19 protein-coding genes are annotated in these 21274 nt (G+C 61.5%); 8 read left to right on the top strand and 11 right to left on the bottom strand.

Going from position 1 to position 21274, the window contains the following annotated elements; genetic code table 11:
- Nucleotides 1–6 precede the first annotated feature (6 nt).
- Both EK373_RS26560 and EK373_RS26555 read right to left on the bottom strand, forming a co-directional pair.
- Complete coding sequence (locus EK373_RS26560; protein WP_129647526.1) at nt 7–897, bottom strand: phosphatase PAP2 family protein; 891 nt, start codon at nt 895–897, stop codon at nt 7–9.
- Nucleotides 898–941: 44 nt separating this feature from the next.
- Entirely contained in the window at nt 942–1580 is a 639-nt protein-coding gene (locus EK373_RS26555) for a DUF2799 domain-containing protein (protein WP_129647525.1), read from the bottom strand.
- A gap of 101 nt (nt 1581–1681) precedes the next feature.
- Between EK373_RS26555 and speB the strand changes: the two genes are divergently transcribed.
- Nucleotides 1682–2485, top strand: coding sequence for an agmatinase (gene speB, locus EK373_RS26550; protein WP_129647524.1), 804 nt, complete (start codon nt 1682–1684; stop codon nt 2483–2485).
- Nucleotides 2486–2576: 91 nt separating this feature from the next.
- Nucleotides 2577–5072, top strand: a complete 2496-nt coding sequence (locus tag EK373_RS26545; protein ID WP_129647523.1) for a VPS10 domain-containing protein — start codon at nt 2577–2579, stop codon at nt 5070–5072.
- On the opposite strand, the gene EK373_RS26540 is transcribed toward EK373_RS26545, so the two are convergent.
- From EK373_RS26540 to EK373_RS26530, 3 genes are all read right to left on the bottom strand, one after another.
- Nucleotides 5069–5509 carry an SRPBCC family protein gene (locus EK373_RS26540; RefSeq protein WP_129647522.1) on the bottom strand — a complete coding sequence of 147 codons (441 nt, stop codon included), beginning with the start codon at nt 5507–5509 and terminating at the stop codon, nt 5069–5071. The genes EK373_RS26545 and EK373_RS26540 overlap by 4 nt on opposite strands.
- A 235-nt stretch (nt 5510–5744) precedes the next feature.
- A complete protein-coding gene (locus tag EK373_RS26535) occupies nt 5745–6149 on the bottom strand; it encodes an SRPBCC family protein (RefSeq protein ID WP_129647521.1) in 405 nt (134 codons plus the stop codon).
- 46 nt (nt 6150–6195) lie between these two features.
- The gene (locus EK373_RS26530; RefSeq protein WP_129647520.1) at nt 6196–6681 is read right to left on the bottom strand and encodes a MarR family winged helix-turn-helix transcriptional regulator; all 486 of its coding nucleotides are present in this window, start codon (nt 6679–6681) and stop codon (nt 6196–6198) included.
- Between the two features lie 102 nt (nt 6682–6783).
- Between EK373_RS26530 and EK373_RS26525 the strand changes: the two genes are divergently transcribed.
- From EK373_RS26525 to EK373_RS26515, 3 genes are all read left to right on the top strand, one after another.
- On the top strand, nt 6784–8637 hold the full coding sequence (locus tag EK373_RS26525; protein WP_129647519.1) for a feruloyl-CoA synthase: 1854 nt from the start codon (nt 6784–6786) through the stop codon (nt 8635–8637).
- A gap of 76 nt (nt 8638–8713) precedes the next feature.
- Entirely contained in the window at nt 8714–9106 is a 393-nt protein-coding gene (locus EK373_RS26520) for a YsnF/AvaK domain-containing protein (protein WP_157994549.1), read from the top strand.
- Between the two features lie 18 nt (nt 9107–9124).
- Nucleotides 9125–9982 carry a DUF2382 domain-containing protein gene (locus tag EK373_RS26515; RefSeq protein ID WP_129647517.1) on the top strand — a complete coding sequence of 286 codons (858 nt, stop codon included), beginning with the start codon at nt 9125–9127 and terminating at the stop codon, nt 9980–9982.
- 75 nt (nt 9983–10057) lie between these two features.
- On the opposite strand, the gene EK373_RS26510 is transcribed toward EK373_RS26515, so the two are convergent.
- Nucleotides 10058–11128: a ComEC/Rec2 family competence protein gene (locus EK373_RS26510; RefSeq protein ID WP_129647516.1), complete on the bottom strand. Its 1071-nt coding sequence runs from the start codon at nt 11126–11128 to the stop codon at nt 10058–10060.
- Between the two features lies 1 nt (nt 11129).
- Nucleotides 11130–14195: a T6SS phospholipase effector Tle1-like catalytic domain-containing protein gene (locus EK373_RS26505; RefSeq protein ID WP_129647515.1), complete on the bottom strand. Its 3066-nt coding sequence runs from the start codon at nt 14193–14195 to the stop codon at nt 11130–11132.
- A gap of 167 nt (nt 14196–14362) precedes the next feature.
- Between EK373_RS26505 and EK373_RS26500 the strand changes: the two genes are divergently transcribed.
- The gene (locus EK373_RS26500; RefSeq protein WP_129647514.1) at nt 14363–15391 is read left to right on the top strand and encodes a hypothetical protein; all 1029 of its coding nucleotides are present in this window, start codon (nt 14363–14365) and stop codon (nt 15389–15391) included.
- Nucleotides 15392–15410: 19 nt separating this feature from the next.
- Here the strand turns inward: EK373_RS26500 and EK373_RS34080 are convergent, their stop codons facing one another.
- From EK373_RS34080 to EK373_RS26485, 4 genes are all read right to left on the bottom strand, one after another.
- Nucleotides 15411–15578, bottom strand: a complete 168-nt coding sequence (locus tag EK373_RS34080; protein WP_198683671.1) for an amidohydrolase family protein — start codon at nt 15576–15578, stop codon at nt 15411–15413.
- Between the two features lie 5 nt (nt 15579–15583).
- Complete coding sequence (locus EK373_RS26495; protein WP_198683670.1) at nt 15584–16087, bottom strand: amidohydrolase family protein; 504 nt, start codon at nt 16085–16087, stop codon at nt 15584–15586.
- Nucleotides 16088–16183: 96 nt separating this feature from the next.
- The gene (locus EK373_RS26490; RefSeq protein WP_129647513.1) at nt 16184–17494 is read right to left on the bottom strand and encodes a M56 family metallopeptidase; all 1311 of its coding nucleotides are present in this window, start codon (nt 17492–17494) and stop codon (nt 16184–16186) included.
- A complete protein-coding gene (locus tag EK373_RS26485; RefSeq protein WP_129647512.1) occupies nt 17491–17877 on the bottom strand; it encodes a BlaI/MecI/CopY family transcriptional regulator in 387 nt (128 codons plus the stop codon). The genes EK373_RS26490 and EK373_RS26485 overlap by 4 nt, the downstream gene beginning before the upstream one ends.
- A 127-nt stretch (nt 17878–18004) precedes the next feature.
- Here EK373_RS26485 and EK373_RS26480 point away from each other — a divergent pair, with 127 nt between their 5' ends.
- Both EK373_RS26480 and EK373_RS26475 read left to right on the top strand, forming a co-directional pair.
- Nucleotides 18005–18751: a MotA/TolQ/ExbB proton channel family protein gene (locus EK373_RS26480; RefSeq protein ID WP_129647511.1), complete on the top strand. Its 747-nt coding sequence runs from the start codon at nt 18005–18007 to the stop codon at nt 18749–18751.
- 234 nt (nt 18752–18985) lie between these two features.
- Nucleotides 18986–21208 carry a hypothetical protein gene (locus EK373_RS26475; RefSeq protein WP_129647510.1) on the top strand — a complete coding sequence of 741 codons (2223 nt, stop codon included), beginning with the start codon at nt 18986–18988 and terminating at the stop codon, nt 21206–21208.
- The last annotated feature ends 66 nt before the right edge of the window (nt 21209–21274 follow it).

Genomic DNA, 21274 nt, shown 5'->3' with positions numbered 1-21274 from the left:
TCCCCGTTATGAAATATTGGTTCCCGCCAGATCTGCGCCCTGCCGCCTGCGGCGGAATGCTTCGAGACCTGCGATCCACGCCGCGACCCACGCCGCACCGAACGCGTAGCCGCCCAGGACGTCGCTGAAGTAGTGAACCTGGAGAATCACCCGGCTGAATCCCACGCAAACGATCAGCGTCATGGCGAGCGCCGCCACGGGCAAATGCCAGCGCGGCCTGGAGTTGATCACGATGAGATAGGCGAGCAGGCCATAAACGATGAAAGAACCCGACGAATGGCCGCTCGGAAAACTCCAACCATCGGCGACTGCGAAATCATGCAGACGTTCGGGACGAGAGCGTTCGAAAATGGTTTTCAATCCCACGTTCAGCAACGCGCCGCCCGCGGTGGCGACGATCCACGTGGCCGCCAGCGTCCAGCGACGTCGGAACAGCATCAGCACGGCGATGACCGCGGTCAGGGGTATGAGAAATTTCTTGTCGCCCAAATCGGTAATGGCCGCGAAGATGCGCAGCTGCTCATCGCTCGCATGCTGGCTCAAGGCGGCGCTCAGCGCGACATCGAACTGGCCGAGGTCTTCGTCGATCCCGATCTCGTCCGCGATCTCCACGAAGCCGACGCATGCCGCGACCGCAATTGCCATGCTCAACAGCACCTGCACTCCGAGCTGCCGTGCTATTTGCCAGGCGCCGTGCACGGCACGGGGCATCGGCAGGCGTTCGGCATGAGGACGAAGGCGGTCGAGTAACTTCTGCAGCAGCGCGACGATCCGATTGCCATGACGCTGCAGCCCCGCCCAGAGCAGCCACGCGCCCAGCAGCATGCCGAGCGTGATGACGAACAGCACGACCCAGAGATTGACGGCCAGCAGCTCTGCAAGTTTTTCAGTTGTCATTGTCAGCCTGCGATCTGCTGGCGATCGTAGGCTGTTCGCAGGGATCAGGGAAGATTCAGCGTCGCCCGATAGTCCTGCAGATCGCGTTCACAGTGCACGCGCTCTTCTTCGAGCTGGCGGATCTGGGTCTTCAAGCGCCCGACGCGCTCGCCGAGATTCTTCACATCCAGCACCGCCTGCGCACGCTCCTCCGCCGTGGCGTCGCTGCTGATCGCGACCGCCGAGCGGGTGACGATATCCGATTCGGCGGCACGTAAATCGCCCCGCCGCGAGTCGAGTTGATGAGCAACGTTCGACAGCCGCGATTCGAGCGTATAGAGCTGGCGGCCGGAGTGGTATGCATCGGCAAAGGCGGGATCGAGATCGGACGGACAGATGCCGCCGTAGCTGCCGCCTTGCGAGCCCAGCCGGAAGCCATTCGCCGGCACGCAATACTCCCGCAATCCTTCGGTTCGGCCTTGCTGATAGGCGGTGAGATCGGGCGTAACACCGTACTCCGCGCAAGCCTTGCGATGCTGGCCGATGCGGTCGCCGGAGTATCCTTGAGCGCCGTCCTCGAAACCGACGGTGCGCCAGTCCACGGTCAGGCATTCCTCCCGATCCATGGTCGCGCAACCGCCGATGGCAAGCAGCAGCAGCGCCGCACCGGCACGCGCCGTCGAGAAGTATTTTGCCGTTCGCATGTGAATCTGCCCTCCAGGGAGGCCAAGACCCTAAAGTACCGGGGCGGCAGGGTTTGCTACGTGAGCTATGTCACAATCGTTGGCCCCAAGGAGCGTCGGCCATGACCAAGATCGCACTACTCGGCGTCCCGCACGACGAGAACTCTTCTTATCTCAGAGGCCCGGCCGAGGCGCCGGATCTGATTCGTCGCGAGTTGCACAACGATGCCTACAGCCTGTGGAGCGAAAGCGGCGTCGACCTGAGTGCGCCGGGCAGGCTCGTGGACCTGGGAAACATCCGCTTCGAGGGCGACCGCGATCCGTGGGATCTCATCGAGCAGTGCGTTGGCGAGGCGTTGGCATCGGGCGATCCGCTGATCTGTCTCGGCGGCGATCATGCGGTGACGTATCCCATCATGCGCGGGGTGCGGCGGCACCATCGGAGTCTGACGATCCTTCACATCGACGCGCACGCCGACATCTATCACGCTTATCAGGACAATCCTCGCTCGCACGCGTCGCCGTTCGCGCGAATCATGGAAGAGAAGCTGACGGATCGATTGATCCAGGTCGGGCTGCGGACCATCTGCGACGAGCATCGCCAGCAGTTCAAACGTTTCAACGTCGAGGTGATCGAAGCCGGACGCTGGAGCGATTGCACGCGACTGGAGCTCACGACGCCGGTCTATATTTCATTGGACATCGACGGCCTCGACCCCGCCTTCGCTCCCGGCGTGTCTCATCGTGAGCCCGGCGGTCCATCGCCGCGCCAGGTGATCGATTTGATCCAGTCGATCAGGCAGCCCATCGTCGGCGCCGACATCGTCGAGTACAACCCACGCTGCGATATCTCCAACCAGACGACGCTGGTCGCCGCCAAGATGGTGAAGGAGATTGCGGGGATGATGGTGAAGAATCGCGCGTAACCGCGACGCTTCAACGTATGATGCGCTCCTCAGCACGAGCGCCGGCATGACGTCGCGCGTGACATAACCAGCCATCGTCAAGGGTGCACGGATGTTTCATTCAGCATGGCTCCCGACCCGCGCCAGGGTCCTCCGCACGTTCGCACTTGCATTCAGCATCGGACTGACCTCGCTCCCGCCGGCATCGGCCGGCACCAATACATTCACCCCCGTCGGCCCCGAAGGCGGCGGCGTGAACGACCTCGCCTGGCATCCCACCGATGCAAACATCGTTTATGCCGCGACCAACGGCGGCATCTATCGCTCGACCGATGCCGGCGAGCACTGGCAACTGGTGCACGATCTCATGCTCGAAGCGCCACGCGCCCTCGCCGTTCATCCTTCCCAGCCGAATCGAGTATTTGCCGCCGGGCTCAATGCCCGCGTGCTTGCCAGCACCGATGCCGGGGCAACGTGGACCAACCTCGACAACATATCGACCCTGAACGTGCCGACCTGGGACATCGAATACAGCCCCGATGGCAGCGTGCTGTACGTGGTGTCGATCAGACATATCTTTCGCAGCACCGACCATGGCGTTACCTGGCGGCAGGGCGGCGAGATATCTCCGACCATCAACATGACTCATACCCTGCTGATCGATACCGCCGATCCAGAGGTGTTGTATGTGACCGCATCGACCGAAGGCTTCCGGAGCACGGACGGCGGCATGACCTGGCAGCCCTGGCTCATGCCGGCCACCACCGTTGAGGATTTTGCGATGGCGGGTTCGCGCATCTGGGCGGCCTCGTATGAGGGCACTTTCTTTAGTGACAATCGGGGCGCGAGCTGGACCCGAGCGCTGATGGGGCCTTCGCTGGAAGTGACCGTCGATCCCAACGATGCGCGCATCATCTATTCGGGCACGCTCGATGGCCTGCAGCGTTCGACTGACGATGGCGCGCACTGGACCAACATCGGCGGCAGCGCGCCCGCCGGCACTACCGTTGACGCGGGTATGACGCAGGCGATCGCTATCGGCGCCTCCGATCCGGATCGGTTGCTGATCGCCGGTTCCTCGGGCATCTCGGCTTCGATCGACGGCGGTGCGACCTGGAGTGCGAGCCACAGCGGCATTCATGCACTGGGGCCAGCCAAACTCATCAGCGCGCCGGGTTCGGATCGTATTTACGTGCAGGCTTCGTATGAAGGCTTGTTCGCGATCTCCGCCGCTGATGGCAGCACTGTGGGACTGAACAATCCCCAGTTGCGCCAACTCGATGGCATCGACGCCGACACGGTTGACGCTTTCAGCCTGCTGGTGCTGCCCAATTCGCCCGATCGATTGTTGGCCGCACTCTGGCGCGGCGTGGCGCACTCAGCCGATGGCGGCGCTTCCTGGACCGCGCACCACGATTCCGACTTCGTCAACGAATACGTCAACGAAGTCATCTCCACCTCCAGCGACAATCAAACGCTGCTGGCCATGACGCAGTCGCGAGGCCTGTTTCAAAGCGTCGACGGCGGGATCAACTGGGCGCCGTTGACCTCCATCAGTCCTCACCAGAACTATGCACTCGTCAGCGCGCCCTCCAATCCGCGAACGGTCTATTTGATTGCTCGCGTCGAGATGGCTTCCACCGAAAATGTGTTGCTGCGTTCCTTCGACGGCGGCGCAACCTGGTCGACCTCCGCCGCACCGGATCCACACCGGCTCGTGGTGGCGGTCGACCCCACTGACGACCGAACGATTTACATGAGCACCATATTCGGCGGTTTGTATAAATCAACCGATGCCGGCGACACCTGGGCCCGGCTGCCTCTGCCGCCCCTCTCCCCTCTGGCCATCTACGCAATCGCAATCGATCCGCAGAACCCGGACATCGTGTATGCCGGCGATACGCAGGCCACCCATCGCTCGGTCGATGGCGGTCAGTCCTGGGAGACATTGATCGATGATTTGTGGCGGCTCGGCTATAACTGGTCATTGGTCGTCGATGCACAGCGACCTCACAACCTGTACGCCTCCATTGCCGGACGTGGTGTCGAACACATCAGCATCGAGCCGGATCTCGAGCTCACGGGCACGGGAGCAACGACCTCCGTGGCTTCCGGGACCAGCGGTACCTATTCGTTCCGGACACGCAATGTCGGGCCATTCGCCGCGACCAACGTTCGCACGCAGGTGCAGCTGCCAACAGGCGCAACGAATGTGAGCGCGACGAGCACGAATGGCTCGTGCTCGGTCGCCGCCAATGTCGTCACATGCGTTGTTCCAGCGCTTCGCACCGACTCGTTCGCGGACATCAGCATCAACTCTACGCAGCCGAGTGTGGGCACCTTCGCGTTGCAGGCATCAGTGAAAGGCGATCAACCCGACACCGCGATCGCAAACAACACTATGACGTTCAACATCGCTGTGGTCGAACCGGCCGCGGGCATTGGTGTTGGCGGCGGAGGCAGTAGCGGCGGCAGCAACTCCGGGGGTGGCTCCGCCAACGGCGGCGGCGGAGGCGGAGGCGGCGGCAGCACCACGCCATGGATGCTGCTCACCTTGTTGCTGCTATCGGCCGCGCGCCCGGTGCGGCGGCCGCAGCCGCTGGCTTAAGGAATTTCCGGCTCGACCAACTTGGCGAGCTGCTCGAGCGATTCCTGCCAGCCGAGATAACAGCCGTCCTCCGGGATCACATCGGGAATGCCTTCCTGCACGATGTTGATCGCCACGCCGCACGACACCGGCGTGATGACGATGGTCGTCGGCATCTCGCCCGGCAGATTCGGGTCGTCGAAGGTGCTGACGTAACTGATCTTCTGGTTCGGCACCAGTTCCTTGTACGTGCCGCCGAAGGAATGTGCTTGCCCGGTGTTGAAGTTGGTGAAAGACGCGCGGTACTTGCCGCCCACCTTGGCGTCCAGCTGGTCCACCTTGCAGGTGAATCCATACGGCGGCAGCCATTTCGCAAACGCCTGGGGCTCGAGGAACGCGCGATAGACGCGCTCGGGCTTGGTACGAAGTACGCGGTGCAGTCGGACGGTGCCTGGCATGACTCTCTCCTGTGAATAATTAGGGGGTTCGAGCCAAGGACGACCCAGCACGGCCGCCGCCGACATCGCCACCCAACTATTCGATCATACCGACGACCGCAGCGACGCCCGCGCACAAAGCGACGGGCGCGCCTGAACAGCTTAGTCGGCCGCTCGCAGGAACGTGACGTTCGAGGGCTGATTGATCGGCAGCCACGCGTCAGCCGGCGTCAACTTGCGGCCGATGAGCGACTATTTAGCGAGCTTCGAGGTGGCGAGTGAAGTTGTCCAGGATGGCTTGCCAGCCGTCGCGCTGTTGTTCGACCGAATGAGTCGACTCACCGTCGAACGTTACGCGCACCTTCACTCCTTTTGGGCCCTCGCTGAACTCGACCTGCGCGACGCGATCGCCGAACGAGTACTCGATCAGCTTGTGTTTCACGATGTTCGTGTACTCGCCCGCGAAATCGAATCCCATGCTGCCGTCTTTCGCCTCCATTCGTGAGGAGAAGGCGCCGCCGACGCGTAAATCCACAGTGGCAGCGGTTGTGTGCCAGTCATCGGACGCAGCATTCCATTTCTTGATGTCCTCAGGCGTCGTGTAGGCACGCCAGACGTTCTCGATCGGTGCGGCAACGGTGGTTTCGACAGTAATCTTCATGAGGGCTTCCTTGGTGTTGAGGGCACACAATCCGCTGTATCAGCGTTCAGGTGACATCGCGCAGCTTCCGCAATGCCTCGAACAGGAACTCGAGCTCCGAGGCCGTGAATTGCGACGTGAAGCGTTCTTCGTGCTTGGCGACGCGCGCCTTGGCTTTGCGCAGCAACTTCTGGCCCGCGGGCGTGAGGTAGAGCTCCTGGCGGCGGCGATCGGCGCTCGACTGCCTCCGGACCAACAGACCGCGCTCATCGAGACGATCGACGATCGCCATGGTCGTCGCACGATCCATGCCGAGAGCATCGGCTGCCGATACCTGCGCTATGCCGGGATTGCTATTGATGAGCCACAGCACGGCAGCCTGCTTCTGCGTAAGGCCCAGGTCCGCCACCGCAGCTATGAAATGCCGATGCATCGCGGCGTTCGCGCGACGCAACCGATAGCCGAGAAATCCCTCGAGCTCCTCGGTGAGCGGCATCGACTCATCCAGGCCTTCCGGCAGGTCATCCACCTTTGCTTTCGAGCTGCGCGACATCGATATTCCGAAACACGCTGAGACAGGCGCAATGTAACGGCTTGCGATTTCGTTCGCAACACGAATAGTATGTGTTGCATACTAATTGGACCCGCCCCCCCCATGGCCAAGGACGAGCTCGACTGGACCGCCGATCCGTTCCACACGCGCTGCGAATGGAGGCCCGACGGCTCGATCCTGCTTCAGCCACAGGGCACGCTGCCCGAATATCCGGCGCGACTCATGGATTGGCTGGAACATTGGGCTGGCGTTGCTCCCGAGCGTACGCTGATCGCTCGACGCGCTCACGGCGGCTGGCGGAATGTCAGCTATTGCGAAATGCTCGAGCGCGTTCGCCGCGTCGCAGCCGGCCTGGCGAGACGGAATCTGTCAGAGCAGCGGCCAATCCTGATCGTGTCCGGCAACAGCATCGAGCATCTCGTGCTCAGTTTCGCGGCGATGTGGGTCGGTGTTCCATTCTGTCCGATGTCACCGGCCTATTCGCTGGCGTCGGCGGATCTCGGCAGAGCACGCCATATCATCGAGTTGCTTACGCCGGGAATGATCGCCGCGTTCGATACCCCCTGTTTCGCGCACATGCTGGTGCAGCTCGTAGCGCATGACACCGAGATCGTCGGCGATGCAGCGCTCGCTGATCGTGAAGTCACCAGCCTGACCGAGCTCGAGGCGGCTGTCACGAGCGAGCTCGACATACGTCATCAGAAGACGGACTGCGACACAATCACGAAGTTCTTGCTGACCTCCGGCTCTACCGGCATGCCGAAGGTCGTGATAACGACGAATCGCATGGTCTGCAGTAACGCGATGATGCAGCGGCAATCCATGCCCTTCCTCGCGGACGAACCGCCCGTGGTCGTGGACTGGCTGCCGTGGAGTCACACATTTGGCGGCAGTCACATCGTGGGTCTCGTGCTGAGCAATGGCGGCACGCTCTACATCGATGACGGCAAGCCGACCCCGACCGGCATTACAGAGACGATTCGTAACCTGCGCGAAATCTCGCCCACGGTGTACTTCAACGTGCCCAAGGGCTTTGAAATGATCGCGCAACACCTGCACGAGGACGCGCAGTTGCGCAGACGTTTCTATGGCCGGCTGCGCGCATATTTTTTCGCCGGCGCCTCACTCGCGCAGCACACTTGGGACGCGCTCGATGCGATGTCCCTGCACGAACGTCGCTTGAAAACGCCCATGCTATCCGGCCTCGGCGCGACGGAAACCGGGCCCGCGGTGACCTTCACAACTCCCGCGATGGGTCGCGCCGGCGTAGTCGGTTTGCCTGCCAATGGCTCGCTCGTGAAGCTCGCTCCGGTGAACGAGAAACTGGAGATTCGCGTCCGCAGCCCCAGCGTCACGCCCGGTTACTGGCGCCAGCCCGAGCTGACCGCCGCCGCTTTCGACGACGAAGGATTCTATTGCCTCGGCGATGCGGTACGCCTGCTCGATCAAAACGATCCCACGCGCGGCCTCGTGTTCGACGGCCGCATCGGCGAAGACTTCAAGCTGTCGAACGGCAGCTGGGTCAGCGTCGGCCCGCTGCGCGCCGAGCTGATCGCTCAGCTCGCGCCGTTCGCGCAGGACGTGGTCATTGGCTGCCCTGATGCGGACTACATCACGGCGTTGATCATCCCGGACGTGACGGCGTGCGGTCGCGCACTACGACTCTCGCACACACTGTCGCATGAAGAGATCGCCCGCGATCCTGTCATCAAGGGCCTGCTCCGGGCCTGCCTGCGCGTACACGCCAGGCGAAATACGGCGAGCACGCGCCACATCCGACGTGCGCGTTTACTACCTTCCGCTCCTTCCCTGGATCACGGCGAGATCACCGACAAGGGCTCGATCAATCAGCGGGCCGTGCTGCGCAATCGCTCGCAGCTGGTTGCGGAGTTGTATGCCTCTGGCCGGCTTGACGACGTCATCGACATCAACGGGCAAAGTGCACGAGACGAGTGACACTCGCACCGCTTGTTTATCGACAAGGAACTCCTCTGCGGCTGGTCTGTTAGTCAACAGCCCTGCGGAGATTATCGTGAGTGACGAGCCAGAGCGGCGAATCCCCTTGGTCGAGGAGCGGGCGCGCATCGAAAAGCGCGTGGTAGAACGCAAGCGCGTCTCGATCCGTACTGCGACGACCGAGAGTCAGCAAGTCCTTTCGGACACGCTACGCCGTGAACAGCTGGATATTCGTCGCGTCGCTGTGAACCAGGAGGTCGATGCGATCCCGAACGTCCGCGAGGAAGGAGACGTGGTCATTATCCCGATCGTCGAAGAGCGCGCGGTTCTGGTCAAACGCCTGGTGCTCGTGGCGGAGTTGCACGTACAACGCAAACTCCTGCAAGCGCCCATCCAGGTCCCGGTGACTTTGCGCTCGACCGAGGTCTTCGTGGAGCCACGAAATTTACCGAATGGCGAGGACACGTAATTTTTTGTGGAGAAAGTCATGACTACCCGAACGATCACTGCCATCTACGACTCGGAGTCGGAGGCGCAACAGGCCCGACAGCAGTTGCTGAGCCATGGGTTGGACGACGGCGACGTGCGCATCGTCAGCCACCAGCTGAGCTCGACTCGTGTCGGCGACGACACTGGCAACGACAAGGGATTGTGGGAGTCCATCAAGGAATTCTTTGCTGGCGACGACGATCGCCTGGCTTACTCAGAAGGTCTCCGCCGCGGCGGCTGCTTGCTGACGGCGCGTGTAAGCGATGAAAGAACCGACGAGGCGATCGGCGTCCTGGAGACAACGAACGCCATAGATCTGGAGCAGCGCACGGAGCAGTGGCGAGCCGAAGGATGGTCGGATGCCATGCCCGACGAGAGCGATGCGTATCGGATGCAACAGGACACGGCCACCAGCGCCAGATTCGCGGGCGCGACTGGAGAGGAGCGCTCGATTCCCGTCGCGGAAGAGCGGCTGCGCGTCGGCAAGCGCGAGGTCGATCGTGGCGGCGTGCGAGTTCGTTCCTACGTCATCGAGGAGCCGGTGCGGGAGGATGTCTCACTGCGCGAAGAACGTGTCGAGATCGAGCGCCGGCCGGCTCGAGGCGCGGCCGCTACCGATGACGTCTTTCGCGAACAAACGATCGAAGCAACCGAGCGCGGCGAAGAAGCTGTAGTGGCGAAGGATGCGGTAGTCACCGGTGAAGTTGTGGTACGTAAGTCCGCCGAGGAGCGCACCGAAACCGTCGAAGACACAGTCCGTCACACTGAAGTCGAGGTCGATGACACCCGCGCCAAACCTCGCGACCCGTCCGCGAGGAATGAGCCTGGCACATCCCGTAACAAGCGTTCGACTTGATATCCGGAGTCAGCTGACGCGCTCGAGAGGCCACCGCCTCTCGAGCACGGTGGGCCCGGTCCAGGAGCCGCGCGGTTAAAGCTCGGTGATGTTACCTCCATCCTCCGGATACAGTGCGCGATAGCCGTGTTCCGATTGCTTCATGGAATCATCCCAACATCTGTTTGTCGCGCTCCGGTAGTTGAAGTGGAGCGTCGCACCGGGCGCCGACTTCACAATTCTCGCCACACACTCGGGCGAAGGGTGGCCGTGCTTGGCACCGTTTGAAGAGAATAAAAAACGACGACAGGTCAGCGCCCTCAAGAGTTCCGGACTGGTGTTCTTGCGGCTTCCGTGATGAGCAACTTTGAATGCGTCCACAGCGATTGTGCTGCGACCTTGCTGCCGCGCCAGCCGGCGCAAAGAATGGGTCAGCAGACCAGGATGAGCATCGCCAGCTAGCAGAATCGACTTTCCCTCGAACTCCACGAGCAGCGCGATGCTGCTGCCGTTGGGCGCCTTGTCATCCTCTTCGAAAAGCTGGCTTGTTAGTTGATCGATATCGACTCCGTCACCCAGTGTGTCGTCGGGCTGCAAATCACTACGCTCTTCAAATAACTCCAGAAAAGCGTGCGCGTCGCCCGCCTCGAGACCCAACTCCGCCACCTTCGACCGCCAGAACGTGCGCAGATCGGCAAGCTTCTGCCAGTTCGGCGACAGCAAAGTCCACTTCAACCCCCCAGGCAGCATCCCCGACGGCAATTCTCCCGCATCAGGGATGACCACGCTCCGGCCGCCCCACGAGGAATTCCAGCGCATGCCGCCCCGTTCGATCAAAGCACCGAATATCTCGCCTTGCGCCGCGCCCAGCTCGTCGCTTGGAGTCAGATGTTTCCAACCGTTGAACCACACTTCCATATCACTCGGAAACGTCACGCCCGCATCCGCCAGTAACGGAATCGCACCGCGAATATGGTCATCGTCGATATGCGTCAGAACCAGCAACTCGAGCTGGCCTGGACGAAGCTGCTCGATCCGCTGCTTCAACTCGCGATAATTGCTCTTGAAACCGCAGTCCACGATCACAACGCGAGAGTCGTTTCGCGGGCCGTACTCGAGCCAGAGCGCGTCGCCAAATTGCGCCGGCAACATTTCCAGTCGCAGCATCTCAATTCACCTCCAGCTCGGTCGCCTCGCACTGGAGTACATGATCGACTCCCCCATAGCTCGCCAAACACATCACCATGGGATATCCGGCGAGCATGATCTTGCGCTTTGCGTCGAGCAGGACATCTCCGAGCGGACGACCCGTGCCGCATTTGTTTCTGAGCGACAGCAGCAGTTGCTCCACGGCTGGGCCAGCATGCCGACCGATGATCGGAGCTGTGGTCCCCACAACGCCGGCGGCTCCCGCGCGCTCGAACGCGACGACGAAATTTTCGAATGCGACTCGAGCTTTCGCCGTGTCGCATCCGATGAGCAGCACGATCGGTGGCGCACCATCGCGCGCGGCCAGCACGTGCTCCGGCGTGACATGCCGGGAGTTGAGATAGTTGGGATGGCCGAAGAAATTCTGCTTCGCTTGCACTCCGATCTGCAGATACTCGAGGAGGCTCTCGTCTGTAAGGTGATGCGGGAGCAGCACCAGAACACCGGGCTTGTGGGCCACAATGGCGGCCTGCCACTCATTCCAGTTTGTAACCACCGCGGAGTTTCGGTGGTACCGTTCCGTGATCGCCGTCGTCAGTTGCGTCGAGACGCCGGCGTCCACGCAGTTCACGCGGTCGCTCACGCCCAGCAATGCAGGACCGAGACGCAACCCCTCTGCAAATGTCGCCGCTCGAAACATGAGACGAAATTCATCCGGGGAGGGCACGATCCCAGCGGCGCACTTACGCTCGATGACGCAGGACAGCCCCCAGAACCCAAGTGGACAGACAACTTGTCCACCACGCTGTTCATGTTCCTTACAACACACGCCTGTCTCGAGGGCGTCGCGGAAGGACTGACACAACCTGGCGCCCGGCAGCGGCACTGGACGGTCATAAACGAGCTCCGCGGGAAAGTACGATTCGGCCGAGCACGCGATACTCAGACGCCAATGGGACGGCCGCGCCTCGGCCAATCCCGCCGGCCGGAGGACGTCCTCGAATAGCGTGCTGCCGTGAATGGCGAGCTTGCACAATAACTGTTCGGTAAGCGGCGAATCCAAAGCAACGCTACTCGGTTCCTTATTGGCGTGTTCTCGGATGGCGTTAGCTACACCCGCCACGACTGCGTTGAGCGTGGCCTGCCCGACGCGAATCACTTTACCTTCGGATGCTTTGTTCTCTTTCGCCGCAGCCGTATAGGTGGACAACAAGCCGGCCATTTCATCATTCGACAATCGGTCCAGCATGAGCGCCGCATCGAACGTCGCCGATGCGTCGTTCACCAGCGGCGCAGCCACGTCGACGGTGAGCACGATCTCCAGCTCGCCCGATGCATTTGGCGTGGCATTCAATAAGACCGCTTGCACGATTCTGCCTTGACGGGAAAGAACCAGACGCGCATCGAATCGTTTGGCGTCGACGGGCACTTCGAATGGAAAGAAGCAGGGCGTGCTGGTGCCTTGCTTGGCGATAACGATGTGGCCCTTCAGTCCGCGCCCCGCGCCGAGGTCATGAAAATACACGTCGAACAGCCCAAATTCGCTCAGTTGCAACGCCTGCCCCGGATCGAAATAGTCATCCGACTTGGCGCCCACCTGCACCCTGGCCAGATAACACAGTCCAGGCTTCAATACCCTCAGCGGCTCCGAGAAGTCTCCATCACCCTTGTCCTGGCTAAGCTGGACTTGGAGATATCTGTCCCCTTGCGGCGCTGGAACAGGCGGCGTCACGAGGTCGGCGCCGGCGGACTCGAGCAGTATCGAGGGAGCGGGCATTGCGACTTCTTGAATGAGATCCGCAGCGTCATCGGCGACGACTACCGTCCTGTCGGCCTGGACAACTTCGTCGCCCAGGTAAAGATCCACGTCGCGGACCTCCGTTCTGCCGCCGACAAAGCTCACGTCATATTCGTGCCCGTAGCTCATCGACTCGTCGGAGCGTCGCCATATATCGATCAGCCCTCGGTCAATACCCTCCAGCGCGCGAGGCCGATACGCGGCTCCGAGCTCCTCTTGCCGCTGCACTACAGTCGGGTGCAGGAGAATTTTCTCGCGAATCTGCCGTGGCCGTCCCAAGTTGAGCCGTAGGCGCCGACGCCACTGTGGACCACCATAGCTCAGCTTGGGAAAGACCTCGGCTGGCCGCCATTTCCAGCTGAGAGACTCATGCGCAGGCTCGCACCAGGGCTTTTCGGGCTGCTTGCTTCGAGTCAGGACCGCCAGTTCGCGCGAAGACTCGGTCAGCAAGCCGTGCGCCTTCGCTTCCTCCAGCATCCACTGGAATGGCTCACGCCACAGCCCTCCCTCGCTCTCCGGGTAGCCTCCGCCGACATCGGCATGAACACCGGGAAACCACAGCTCCAGCAGATCCTGTCGACCCGAGCCCGCCACCGGCTTGAACAGGTTCTGGCGAAAGAATGCCCGCCGCTCATCCAGCGACACGGCGTGGCGAACAATCTTCACACCTGGATTGCTCCATGTGTGCGGATAACGAGCGGGCTCCCATAACCACCCGACCGATGAGACTGTGTCCCACACACCCATGAAATGAATCTGAAAGCGGCGATCTCGTCGCCCCGGTGCTACAGGCTGCGCGAATGTGCGCCGAAACTCGTTGCTGAGATTCCAAAACGCGGCACGGCTTGTGCCCTTACGAAGACTTCGGCGCGATGCCTTGAATGCACGCAGTACGTAGGGGATCAGATTCTCATTGCCGGCCGGCAGCAAGCCATACATATATAACAGGCCCGCCAGCACGCGAACGGTATAAGCGCCTCGACTGAAGCCGAACAGAAAAACCCTGTCCCCGGGACGCCACTCTCGCATCAGAAATTCGTAAGCGAGCCCGACCTTGCGGAGCAAACCCGCGCCGAAGGCGAGCCCTACTATCAGGGAGAATCGCTGTCCCACCCCCGAAACGAAGCCCGGTTCTGGCAACGTACCCACCCCCGGGTCGTAGTAGATCCGTTGTCGCAGCGGATCGCGATCGAGCGCCTGGATCAGCCGAACGACGTTGGTATTCTCAGTCCCGAATTCATTGTTCGTTCCGTCGCAACAGATGATGATGTTTCGGGACATGTCCATGCCTTGCTGTTGTTGTATCCAAATGCTAATCCATCACCCCGACAGGAAACCACCGAGACGCATCGCAAAATGCATGGAATGCTTTATTTGCTCGCGAAAACATGAGATGTTTGATCTCGAAGGCTAACAACAGAAAACCTCTGACGGAACAAGAAAGGGAGCTTTCCATGGATCGCCGCGCCGTCGTGCTTGCACTGTTGAGCGGATCTTTTATTTCCCGATTCGCCCATGGAAGTGGGCACAATGCTTTCTGCAAGTACCGCGACAATGGCGGTCGTTACCTCCGGGACGAACATTTGCTCGTTTACGGAGCACAGTACGACCAGGCCGTCGCCACGGTCCGGCGCAGCGACCCTCCCGTGACGGTCCTGGTGGAAAGCGAGGCGCAGTACATTCGAGCGATCAACGATATCCGACGACCCGGAGGCCCGTACCCAGACAACTCGATTGTGATCTTTGACAGCACGTCGGCGCCAGAAGCGGCATTGGCCGCACTCGACAAACCACTTGGCAGCATCAGGCTCTATCACTCTGTGCCAAGGTCCACAGCGGAAGTCAAAGCGATCCACGGCGATCAATACTCTTCCGCAACCATCGAAGCCGCGCTGCCTATCTTGCGCACTACCCACGCGGAGCTCACAGCGGCGAAGTCGACCGATCTCTCGCAGGTCCGCTCTGTTAGTGAATATCTTTCGAAAGAGATTGCAGCAGCATCGGAGCGGGATCTGCTGGTTGTGCTCGGGCACCGAACGTTCAACGGTCCGACCGCAGAACTTAGATTTCACGACGCCAGCAGTTTGTCTCTCGAGTCCATGCTCAACGCCAAACCTATGGTGTGGGTGGTCTCATGCGACAACTGGGCGGTGATGGCATTCCGCGAGGCATCTTCACAACTCCGGTTCGCCACGTCTCGGCCAATCACTTATCGAGAAGGATCGGACCTCTTGCTTCGAGTGCGAGGGAGTACGTCGAGCCGCGCCGCCGTGCGCCGAATACAGGAAGCCTCGCCTGCAGCCCAATCGCAAGCGCCGGCCCCCGCTGCGAAATCCCTTCCAGCCAAACCGGCCCCGGATAAATCAGGCATGCAAAAGGAGGAGCATCCTGCGCCCGATAAACCGACCGAGTCTGTGCACTCCTTCTTTGCCGAGCTCGCGGAGCCGAGGGTGCTCGTGACCGAAGCCGCAATGGTTGCTTAGGTTTGCCCCGACCCAACCCTCACGCCAGCGCCGGATACAGCACTTGCGCCGTCTTTGCGAAGATCCATTCGCGCTCCTGCTCGGACACGGACGCGAGGCACTTCTTCGCAACTTCCAGGTTGCTGCTCAACTTGCCTTCGGAGGCCGGGAAGTTCGAGCCCCAAGCCAGGCGATTCGCGCCGAACACTTCGATCAGCCGCGGGAAGAATGTTTCAGCCGATGCTTTCTCTGCACATCGCCGAAGATACGCGGCGTGAGCTTCAGATAAATATTCTCGAATGGCGCGAGGCCGAACAGACTCGACGCCTTCTTGTACGGCGGGCCGTCGGTCACATCGGGGCGGCCGAGGTGATCGAGCACGATACGGACTTTGGGAAAGCGCTTGGCGAGGCCCGCGACCTGCGCGAGACCGACCGGGTCGGTCTGAATGCACATCGACAAGCCCAGCTCGCCGATCAGCTGCCACGATGGGAACGAGCGCGGATCATCCAACGTGCTCGGATCGAATGCCGCCGTGCTGCCGCCGGTAAATAGGCGGAAGCCGTTGGTACCACGCTCGACCCAATGACGAATCATCTTCGGCGCGTCGGCTTGCAACACATCCACCGAGCCGACCGCCGTAAAGCGATTAGAGAACCGCGCGGTGGCGTCGCACAAGTAGGAATTGTCGTAGCCGTAGCAGGTCGACGCCTGCACGATCGCCTTTGGTCCACGCCCGCTTCATCCATCGCCGCGATCAAACCTTCGGCAGTCACGGGCCGGTCCTTGGACCAAGAATCCGATCACCGCCGTTCAGCGATAGGAACGACCGGCCACCAACTCGCCCGGTATCCAGGCACAGTCGATGTCGCAACCCTGTTTGACGTACAGCTGCAGACTGGAATTCGTGCGCAGAATATTCTTCAGCAACTCGCGATATACGCCGCGCTCACTCGCGAGGCTGTCGGGGCGCCAGCGTGCGTGCACGTCGTAGTGAATCCTGTCGATCAGCTCGGGATCGCCGTTGACGTACGACGCGGGATACGCCAGCGCAATCAGATCTCGTAAAGAAACATTGTCCAGCGAGAGCTGGCCGGCCGGATCGAACTTGGAGCCCTGCCACCAGAGCGGCTGCGACGGTGTAAGCGTAATTGTCTCGAAGTAGATGCGCCCGCCGTCCGATGCCTCGCGCGCAGCGCCAGTAACGACGCCCGCCAGCACCGGGCCGTAACAAAGCGCCATCGCCACCGTCAGCAGCAACATGAACCGGAGCTGGTCGAGCGGCGACGCCCGCTCCGGGCTCAGAATGGACGTCATGCGTTGCTTCAGATCGCCCCCGCTCGAAGCGGCGACGCCGGCAAATCTCGCCGTCACACCGAGCCGACAAACGTGCAGCAGCGATTCCGCGTACACCACCTGCTCATGCCCGGCCTCGACGACCGATTCATCGCAGGCCGCTTCCCGCTCGCGCAGCAGATTCGCGCCAATCCACCACACCAAGGGATGGAACCAGAAAATCACTTCGATGAGCTTGTGAATTGCGGCGGTGAGGTTGTCACGACGACGGATGTGACACATCTCATGAGCGAGCACTGTTTCTATCTGCGATGCGCTCAGCTCGCGCATGACAGCCCGCGGCAGTATCAGCACCGGTCGAAACACCCCGAACACGCCGGGGGTGAGGCCTGCCGAAGTGACGCGGACCGGAATGTCCAAGCCCATCGGTAAATAAGGCGCAGACGACAGCATCGACCGCATCGCCAGCCATTGCGACAGCCAGCGCAGCAGCAGCGCGGCCGAGCCCAGCGCCCAGATCGTCACCGCGACCATTGTGAGCTTCGGCAGAACGGAGCCGTCGAAGCCACTGCCATCGATCGAAGGAACAAAGATGGCGCTGCCGGTCTCGAGCAAACTCGGCGCCACCTGGATCGGTGCAGGCAACGAGCGACCGACGTAATCGCCCAGCTGTTGTAACAAACTGAACGGCACCAGGAACTTCAACGACGCACAGAACCAGATCCAGTAACGGATTTCGGCAGAATTGCGCCGGCACACTCGCGTCAGCAGCCACGCCGCGATCAGGATCACGGTCGATTGCCACAGGTGCAGCGCGAGCGCCGTCATGCGTTCTCGTCCTTCTTGCCGAGTCCGCGCAGGATTTTCTCGGCCTCCTTGATGTCACCCATCGTTAGTTTGCCAGTTTCGATGAGGTGCGCCATCACCGGCTGCGCCCGCCCGCCGAACAGGCCTAGCAAGTCGTCGATCAAGCGGCGCTCGGCCGCCTCGCGCGTGATCGTGGCCTCGAAGATGTGCGCGTTGCTGATCTTCTTGGCGCGGCGGACCATTTCCTTCGCTTCCAGCCGATACACCATGGTCTGCACCGTGGTGTAAGCGGGCCGGCCCCGCTTGGGGAATGCGTCGTGGATCTCACGAATGGAGCTGGCGCCTTGTGTCCACAGCGCCTCCATGATGGTCAATTCCAGCTTGCTGAGCTTCTGCGACGGCATTCCGACCCCTGACTAACCACGTGGTCGAGCCTACGCCCGTTGTAGTAGGTCCCGCAAGCGGCTTGCGCGCACCTACTACAGCTGTCATAGTGTTTACGACTTCTGTGGTCAACAATACGAGGCTCCCATGGCCAACGAGACACAAGCAGTCCCCAACAACTTCGATGCTCTGAGCTTTCTCAACGAGGCAGGCCCGCTGGCCTGGGCGATCCTGATCGTGCTGGTCGCCATGTCGCTGGCCTGCTGGTTCATCACGCTCACCCGGATCTGGGACCAGCGCAAGATCAACAAAGATTTTCTGGAGGCGCGCAAGAAGTTCTGGACGTCGGGCAACCTGCACGACGGCATTGCGGCGCTAGGCGCCCGTGACAATGTATTCCGCATGCTGGCCGAGGACGGCCTGCGCGCGAAGCAATATCACCAAGGCCATCTCACCGAGCAGATGCCGCTCAATGAGTGGCTGGCCATTGCCTTGCAACGCTCGATGGAAAGTGTCACCGAGCGACTGTCGATGGGCCTGGCCATTCTCGCAACGACAGGGTCGGTGTCGCCTTTCATCGGACTGCTCGGCACGGTGTGGGGCATCTTGAATGCATTGACGCGCATCTCTCTTTCCGGCCAGCCGAGCCTGGACCAGATTGCCGGCCCGATCGGCGAGGCGTTGGTCATGACGGCAATCGGCTTGTTCGTCGCCGTGCCTGCGGTCATGGGCTACAACTGGCTCATCCGACGTAACAAAGCCATCCAGGAAAAGATGCGTCTGTTCGCCGCCGACGTTCACTCTTATCTGGTCGGTGGCGCGCGCTTCGACACCGCTACACCGGTGTCGCGAGTCCCCGCGAACCGCGCGACGCCGATCGCGAAGACTGCTTGAGCGATCAACCGTCAGCGCAAGGACGCGCTGATGTGTGTGATGCATCACATGTGCCGATTAACTTTTGATCGTACGAACCCGGGCACTGAATCACAGTTCTCGAAGGCGCCGGTGGAGCCCTTCACAGTTTGACATTGCGCAGGGGGTGCCTATCCAAAATGGGCAATGCCCGCCCGACCGGCGCTCCGTAGGTTACGCGCGTTCCCGCAATCGCGGACTACATACGGACATCACGTGAGTAACAGAACTAGCAAACGAATCCTGGCCGTTACGCTGGCGCTACTCGCCGCTCAACTCGCAGCTTGCGGTGGCGGTGGTGGCGGCGGCAGCAACAGCACCCCGCCTCCGACCAATAACTCTCCGCCGCCGGATAACACGCCCCCGCCGGGTGGTGGCAACACTCCGCCGCCGGACGACACGCCGCCGCCGGACGACACACCGCCGCCTGCGGGCGAGCTCAGCTCCGGCACTTTCGTCGACGCTCCGGTCGCGGGCCTGAGCTACACGACCAGTTCGGAAATCACCGGCGTGACCGACGTTGATGGCCGCTACGATTATCGCGCCGGCGATACCGTTACTTTCTCGCTCGGCAGTCTGGTGCTCGGCACCGTACCCGGTCAGGGCGTGGTGACGCCGATGACGGTCGCGAATGCGCTGGTTGCCAACACCAGCACCAACCCGGAAACGGTGGCAGTGAATCTGCTGGTGCTGTTGCAGTCGTTGGATTCGAACGGCAATCCGGAAGACGGCATTTCGTTTACGGAGGCGATTCGTAACGCCGTTGCCGCGAACTCAATCGATCTGACTGCGTCGGACACTGCGTTCACTTCGTCGCTGACCACGTTCGTCAGCAGCGTGAGCGGCACCGCCGGCGTGTCACTGACTGCGGTGGACCGCGAAGACGCCGTGAATCACTTCGTTGGCCAGGCGCCGGGCGCACTGGCAGGCGTCTACGTGCGCGCCGACGCGGAGTTCGCGCCGATCGCTGAGAAGATCGTGACGCTGACCATGTTCCGCAACGGCAAGTATTTGCTCGGCGGTCAATACGACAACGCCGACTGCGCCCTGGGCGACTCGGACGGCACGCCGAAGAACGAGCTGGTGTTCAGCGACGCTCGCGGCAATGGCGTCGAGTACGGCAAGTACGATTGGAATCCGCTCACGCAGGCGTTCACCGTCAACAGCGCCGACGTAAGCGTCGAAACCGACGGGTTCTGCGGCTTCAATGAACCCATCAACGGCGCGGCCAACGACACCACCAAGCTGGAGATTACGACTCAGGGCCTGGTGTTCCGGGATGCCGACGGCAACGTCACCGAACGCTTCGCCCGCCTGGAGAGCGAGCGCACTGGCATCGCCGGCACGTGGCTGCAACCCACCGCGTTGATGAAAGGACAGCCGTTCGTGTTCTCGATGTTCCCGTCGAGCGAAGACGGCAAGACCGGCCGTTATCTGATGGTCGACGCCTCGTTGCCGACCCCATACGACACCTCGCCCGGTGTCGAGGAAGGCTGCTACAGCATCGATGCGGATGACAACGTCACGGTCGAGCTCAACAGCTCGTTGTGCGCGAATGCCATCGACACCAACAACACCGCCGGCATGTCCGATACTAGCGCCGCGCAGTTGTACATCGACGAGAACGATCGCCTCGTGATCGCCGATGGCGAGGGCGACACTGGCTTTACGCGTCTGCCGATCGACCCGCTCACGAATGACAAGCTGGAGGGCGCCTGGATCTTGCAGATCGAGCCCGGCGTCGACCTGGGCGACCAGGAACAGCTGGCCATGCTGACGGTATTCGACGATGGCCGCTTCGTCTTCGGCACGCATCAGAACGATGCGACGTGCATTGCCGGCGATTACATCGGCGACCTGGATCAGGAAGTCAACGGCAACGGCGTCGAGTACGGCACTCTGTCGCTCACCGAGGAGAATGCACGAGGTCTCGTGACCCCGCTCACCACCAAGGACACCAACGGCGAGTGTGGCCTGTTCGATAGAAACAAGGAGTTCACGCAGCGTTACTTCGTGGCGCCGAACGCGGCTGGCGATGCGCTGGTGCTGTGGGCGAACGACGAGGAAGATCCCGCGGGCTTGGTGCTCAAGCGCGTGCCGACGGTGGACAACGAAATCTACGGTGCCTGGACGTGGCGCTACGAAGGCGACCCGATCGACCAGCTCGCAGTCGTCGCTTACTTGCCGGGCGGCTACATGTTCGAAGTATCCACGTTCGATGGCTGGGATGGCCTGCTGCGCGAGAAATTCACGATCTCCGGCGATACGATGACCTCGTACCGCGGCAGCTACGAGTTCTGCGTCGACACCGAGTACGAGGCGCCGGACCAGAGCAACTGCTCTTACACGGAACCTCTCGTGGAGGAGTACTACGTGCAGGGCGACACGATCATCGACGATGATGACGATGGCATCATGACGCGCATCCGGACGGAATAACCGTCGGGCATCGCGCCAAACAGAGGGCCGGGGCGCCACCCCGGCCCTTTTTCTTTGGTGCGGGCC

The organism is Peristeroidobacter agariperforans (assembly GCF_004138335.1).
In the GTDB taxonomy this organism is placed as follows: Bacteria; Pseudomonadota; Gammaproteobacteria; order Steroidobacterales; family Steroidobacteraceae; genus Steroidobacter; species Steroidobacter agariperforans.
The sequence above is the reverse complement of the archived record's forward strand: the minus strand, read 5'-3'. Positions and strand labels throughout refer to the sequence as shown.

Coding starts and splice junctions, on each gene's coding strand:
- EK373_RS26560 (WP_129647526.1), bottom strand. CDS start 897: ATGACAACTGAAAAACTTGCAGAGCTGCTGGCCGTCAATCTCTGGGTC.
- EK373_RS26540 (WP_129647522.1), bottom strand. CDS start 5,509: ATGCCAGGCACCGTCCGACTGCACCGCGTACTTCGTACCAAGCCCGAG.
- EK373_RS26510 (WP_129647516.1), bottom strand. CDS start 11,128: ATGCTGCGACTGGAAATGTTGCCGGCGCAATTTGGCGACGCGCTCTGG.
- EK373_RS26485 (WP_129647512.1), bottom strand. CDS start 17,877: ATGCCGTCGCAGAAGCTCAGCAAGCTGGAATTGACCATCATGGAGGCG.
- EK373_RS26535 (WP_129647521.1), bottom strand. CDS start 6,149: ATGAAGATTACTGTCGAAACCACCGTTGCCGCACCGATCGAGAACGTC.
- EK373_RS26525 (WP_129647519.1), top strand. CDS start 6,784: ATGGCCAAGGACGAGCTCGACTGGACCGCCGATCCGTTCCACACGCGC.
- EK373_RS26490 (WP_129647513.1), bottom strand. CDS start 17,494: ATGACGGCGCTCGCGCTGCACCTGTGGCAATCGACCGTGATCCTGATC.
- EK373_RS26500 (WP_129647514.1), top strand. CDS start 14,363: ATGGATCGCCGCGCCGTCGTGCTTGCACTGTTGAGCGGATCTTTTATT.
- EK373_RS26545 (WP_129647523.1), top strand. CDS start 2,577: ATGTTTCATTCAGCATGGCTCCCGACCCGCGCCAGGGTCCTCCGCACG.
- EK373_RS26530 (WP_129647520.1), bottom strand. CDS start 6,681: ATGTCGCGCAGCTCGAAAGCAAAGGTGGATGACCTGCCGGAAGGCCTG.
- EK373_RS26480 (WP_129647511.1), top strand. CDS start 18,005: ATGGCCAACGAGACACAAGCAGTCCCCAACAACTTCGATGCTCTGAGC.
- EK373_RS26515 (WP_129647517.1), top strand. CDS start 9,125: ATGACTACCCGAACGATCACTGCCATCTACGACTCGGAGTCGGAGGCG.
- speB (WP_129647524.1), top strand. CDS start 1,682: ATGACCAAGATCGCACTACTCGGCGTCCCGCACGACGAGAACTCTTCT.
- EK373_RS26555 (WP_129647525.1), bottom strand. CDS start 1,580: ATGCGAACGGCAAAATACTTCTCGACGGCGCGTGCCGGTGCGGCGCTG.
- EK373_RS26505 (WP_129647515.1), bottom strand. CDS start 14,195: ATGGACATGTCCCGAAACATCATCATCTGTTGCGACGGAACGAACAAT.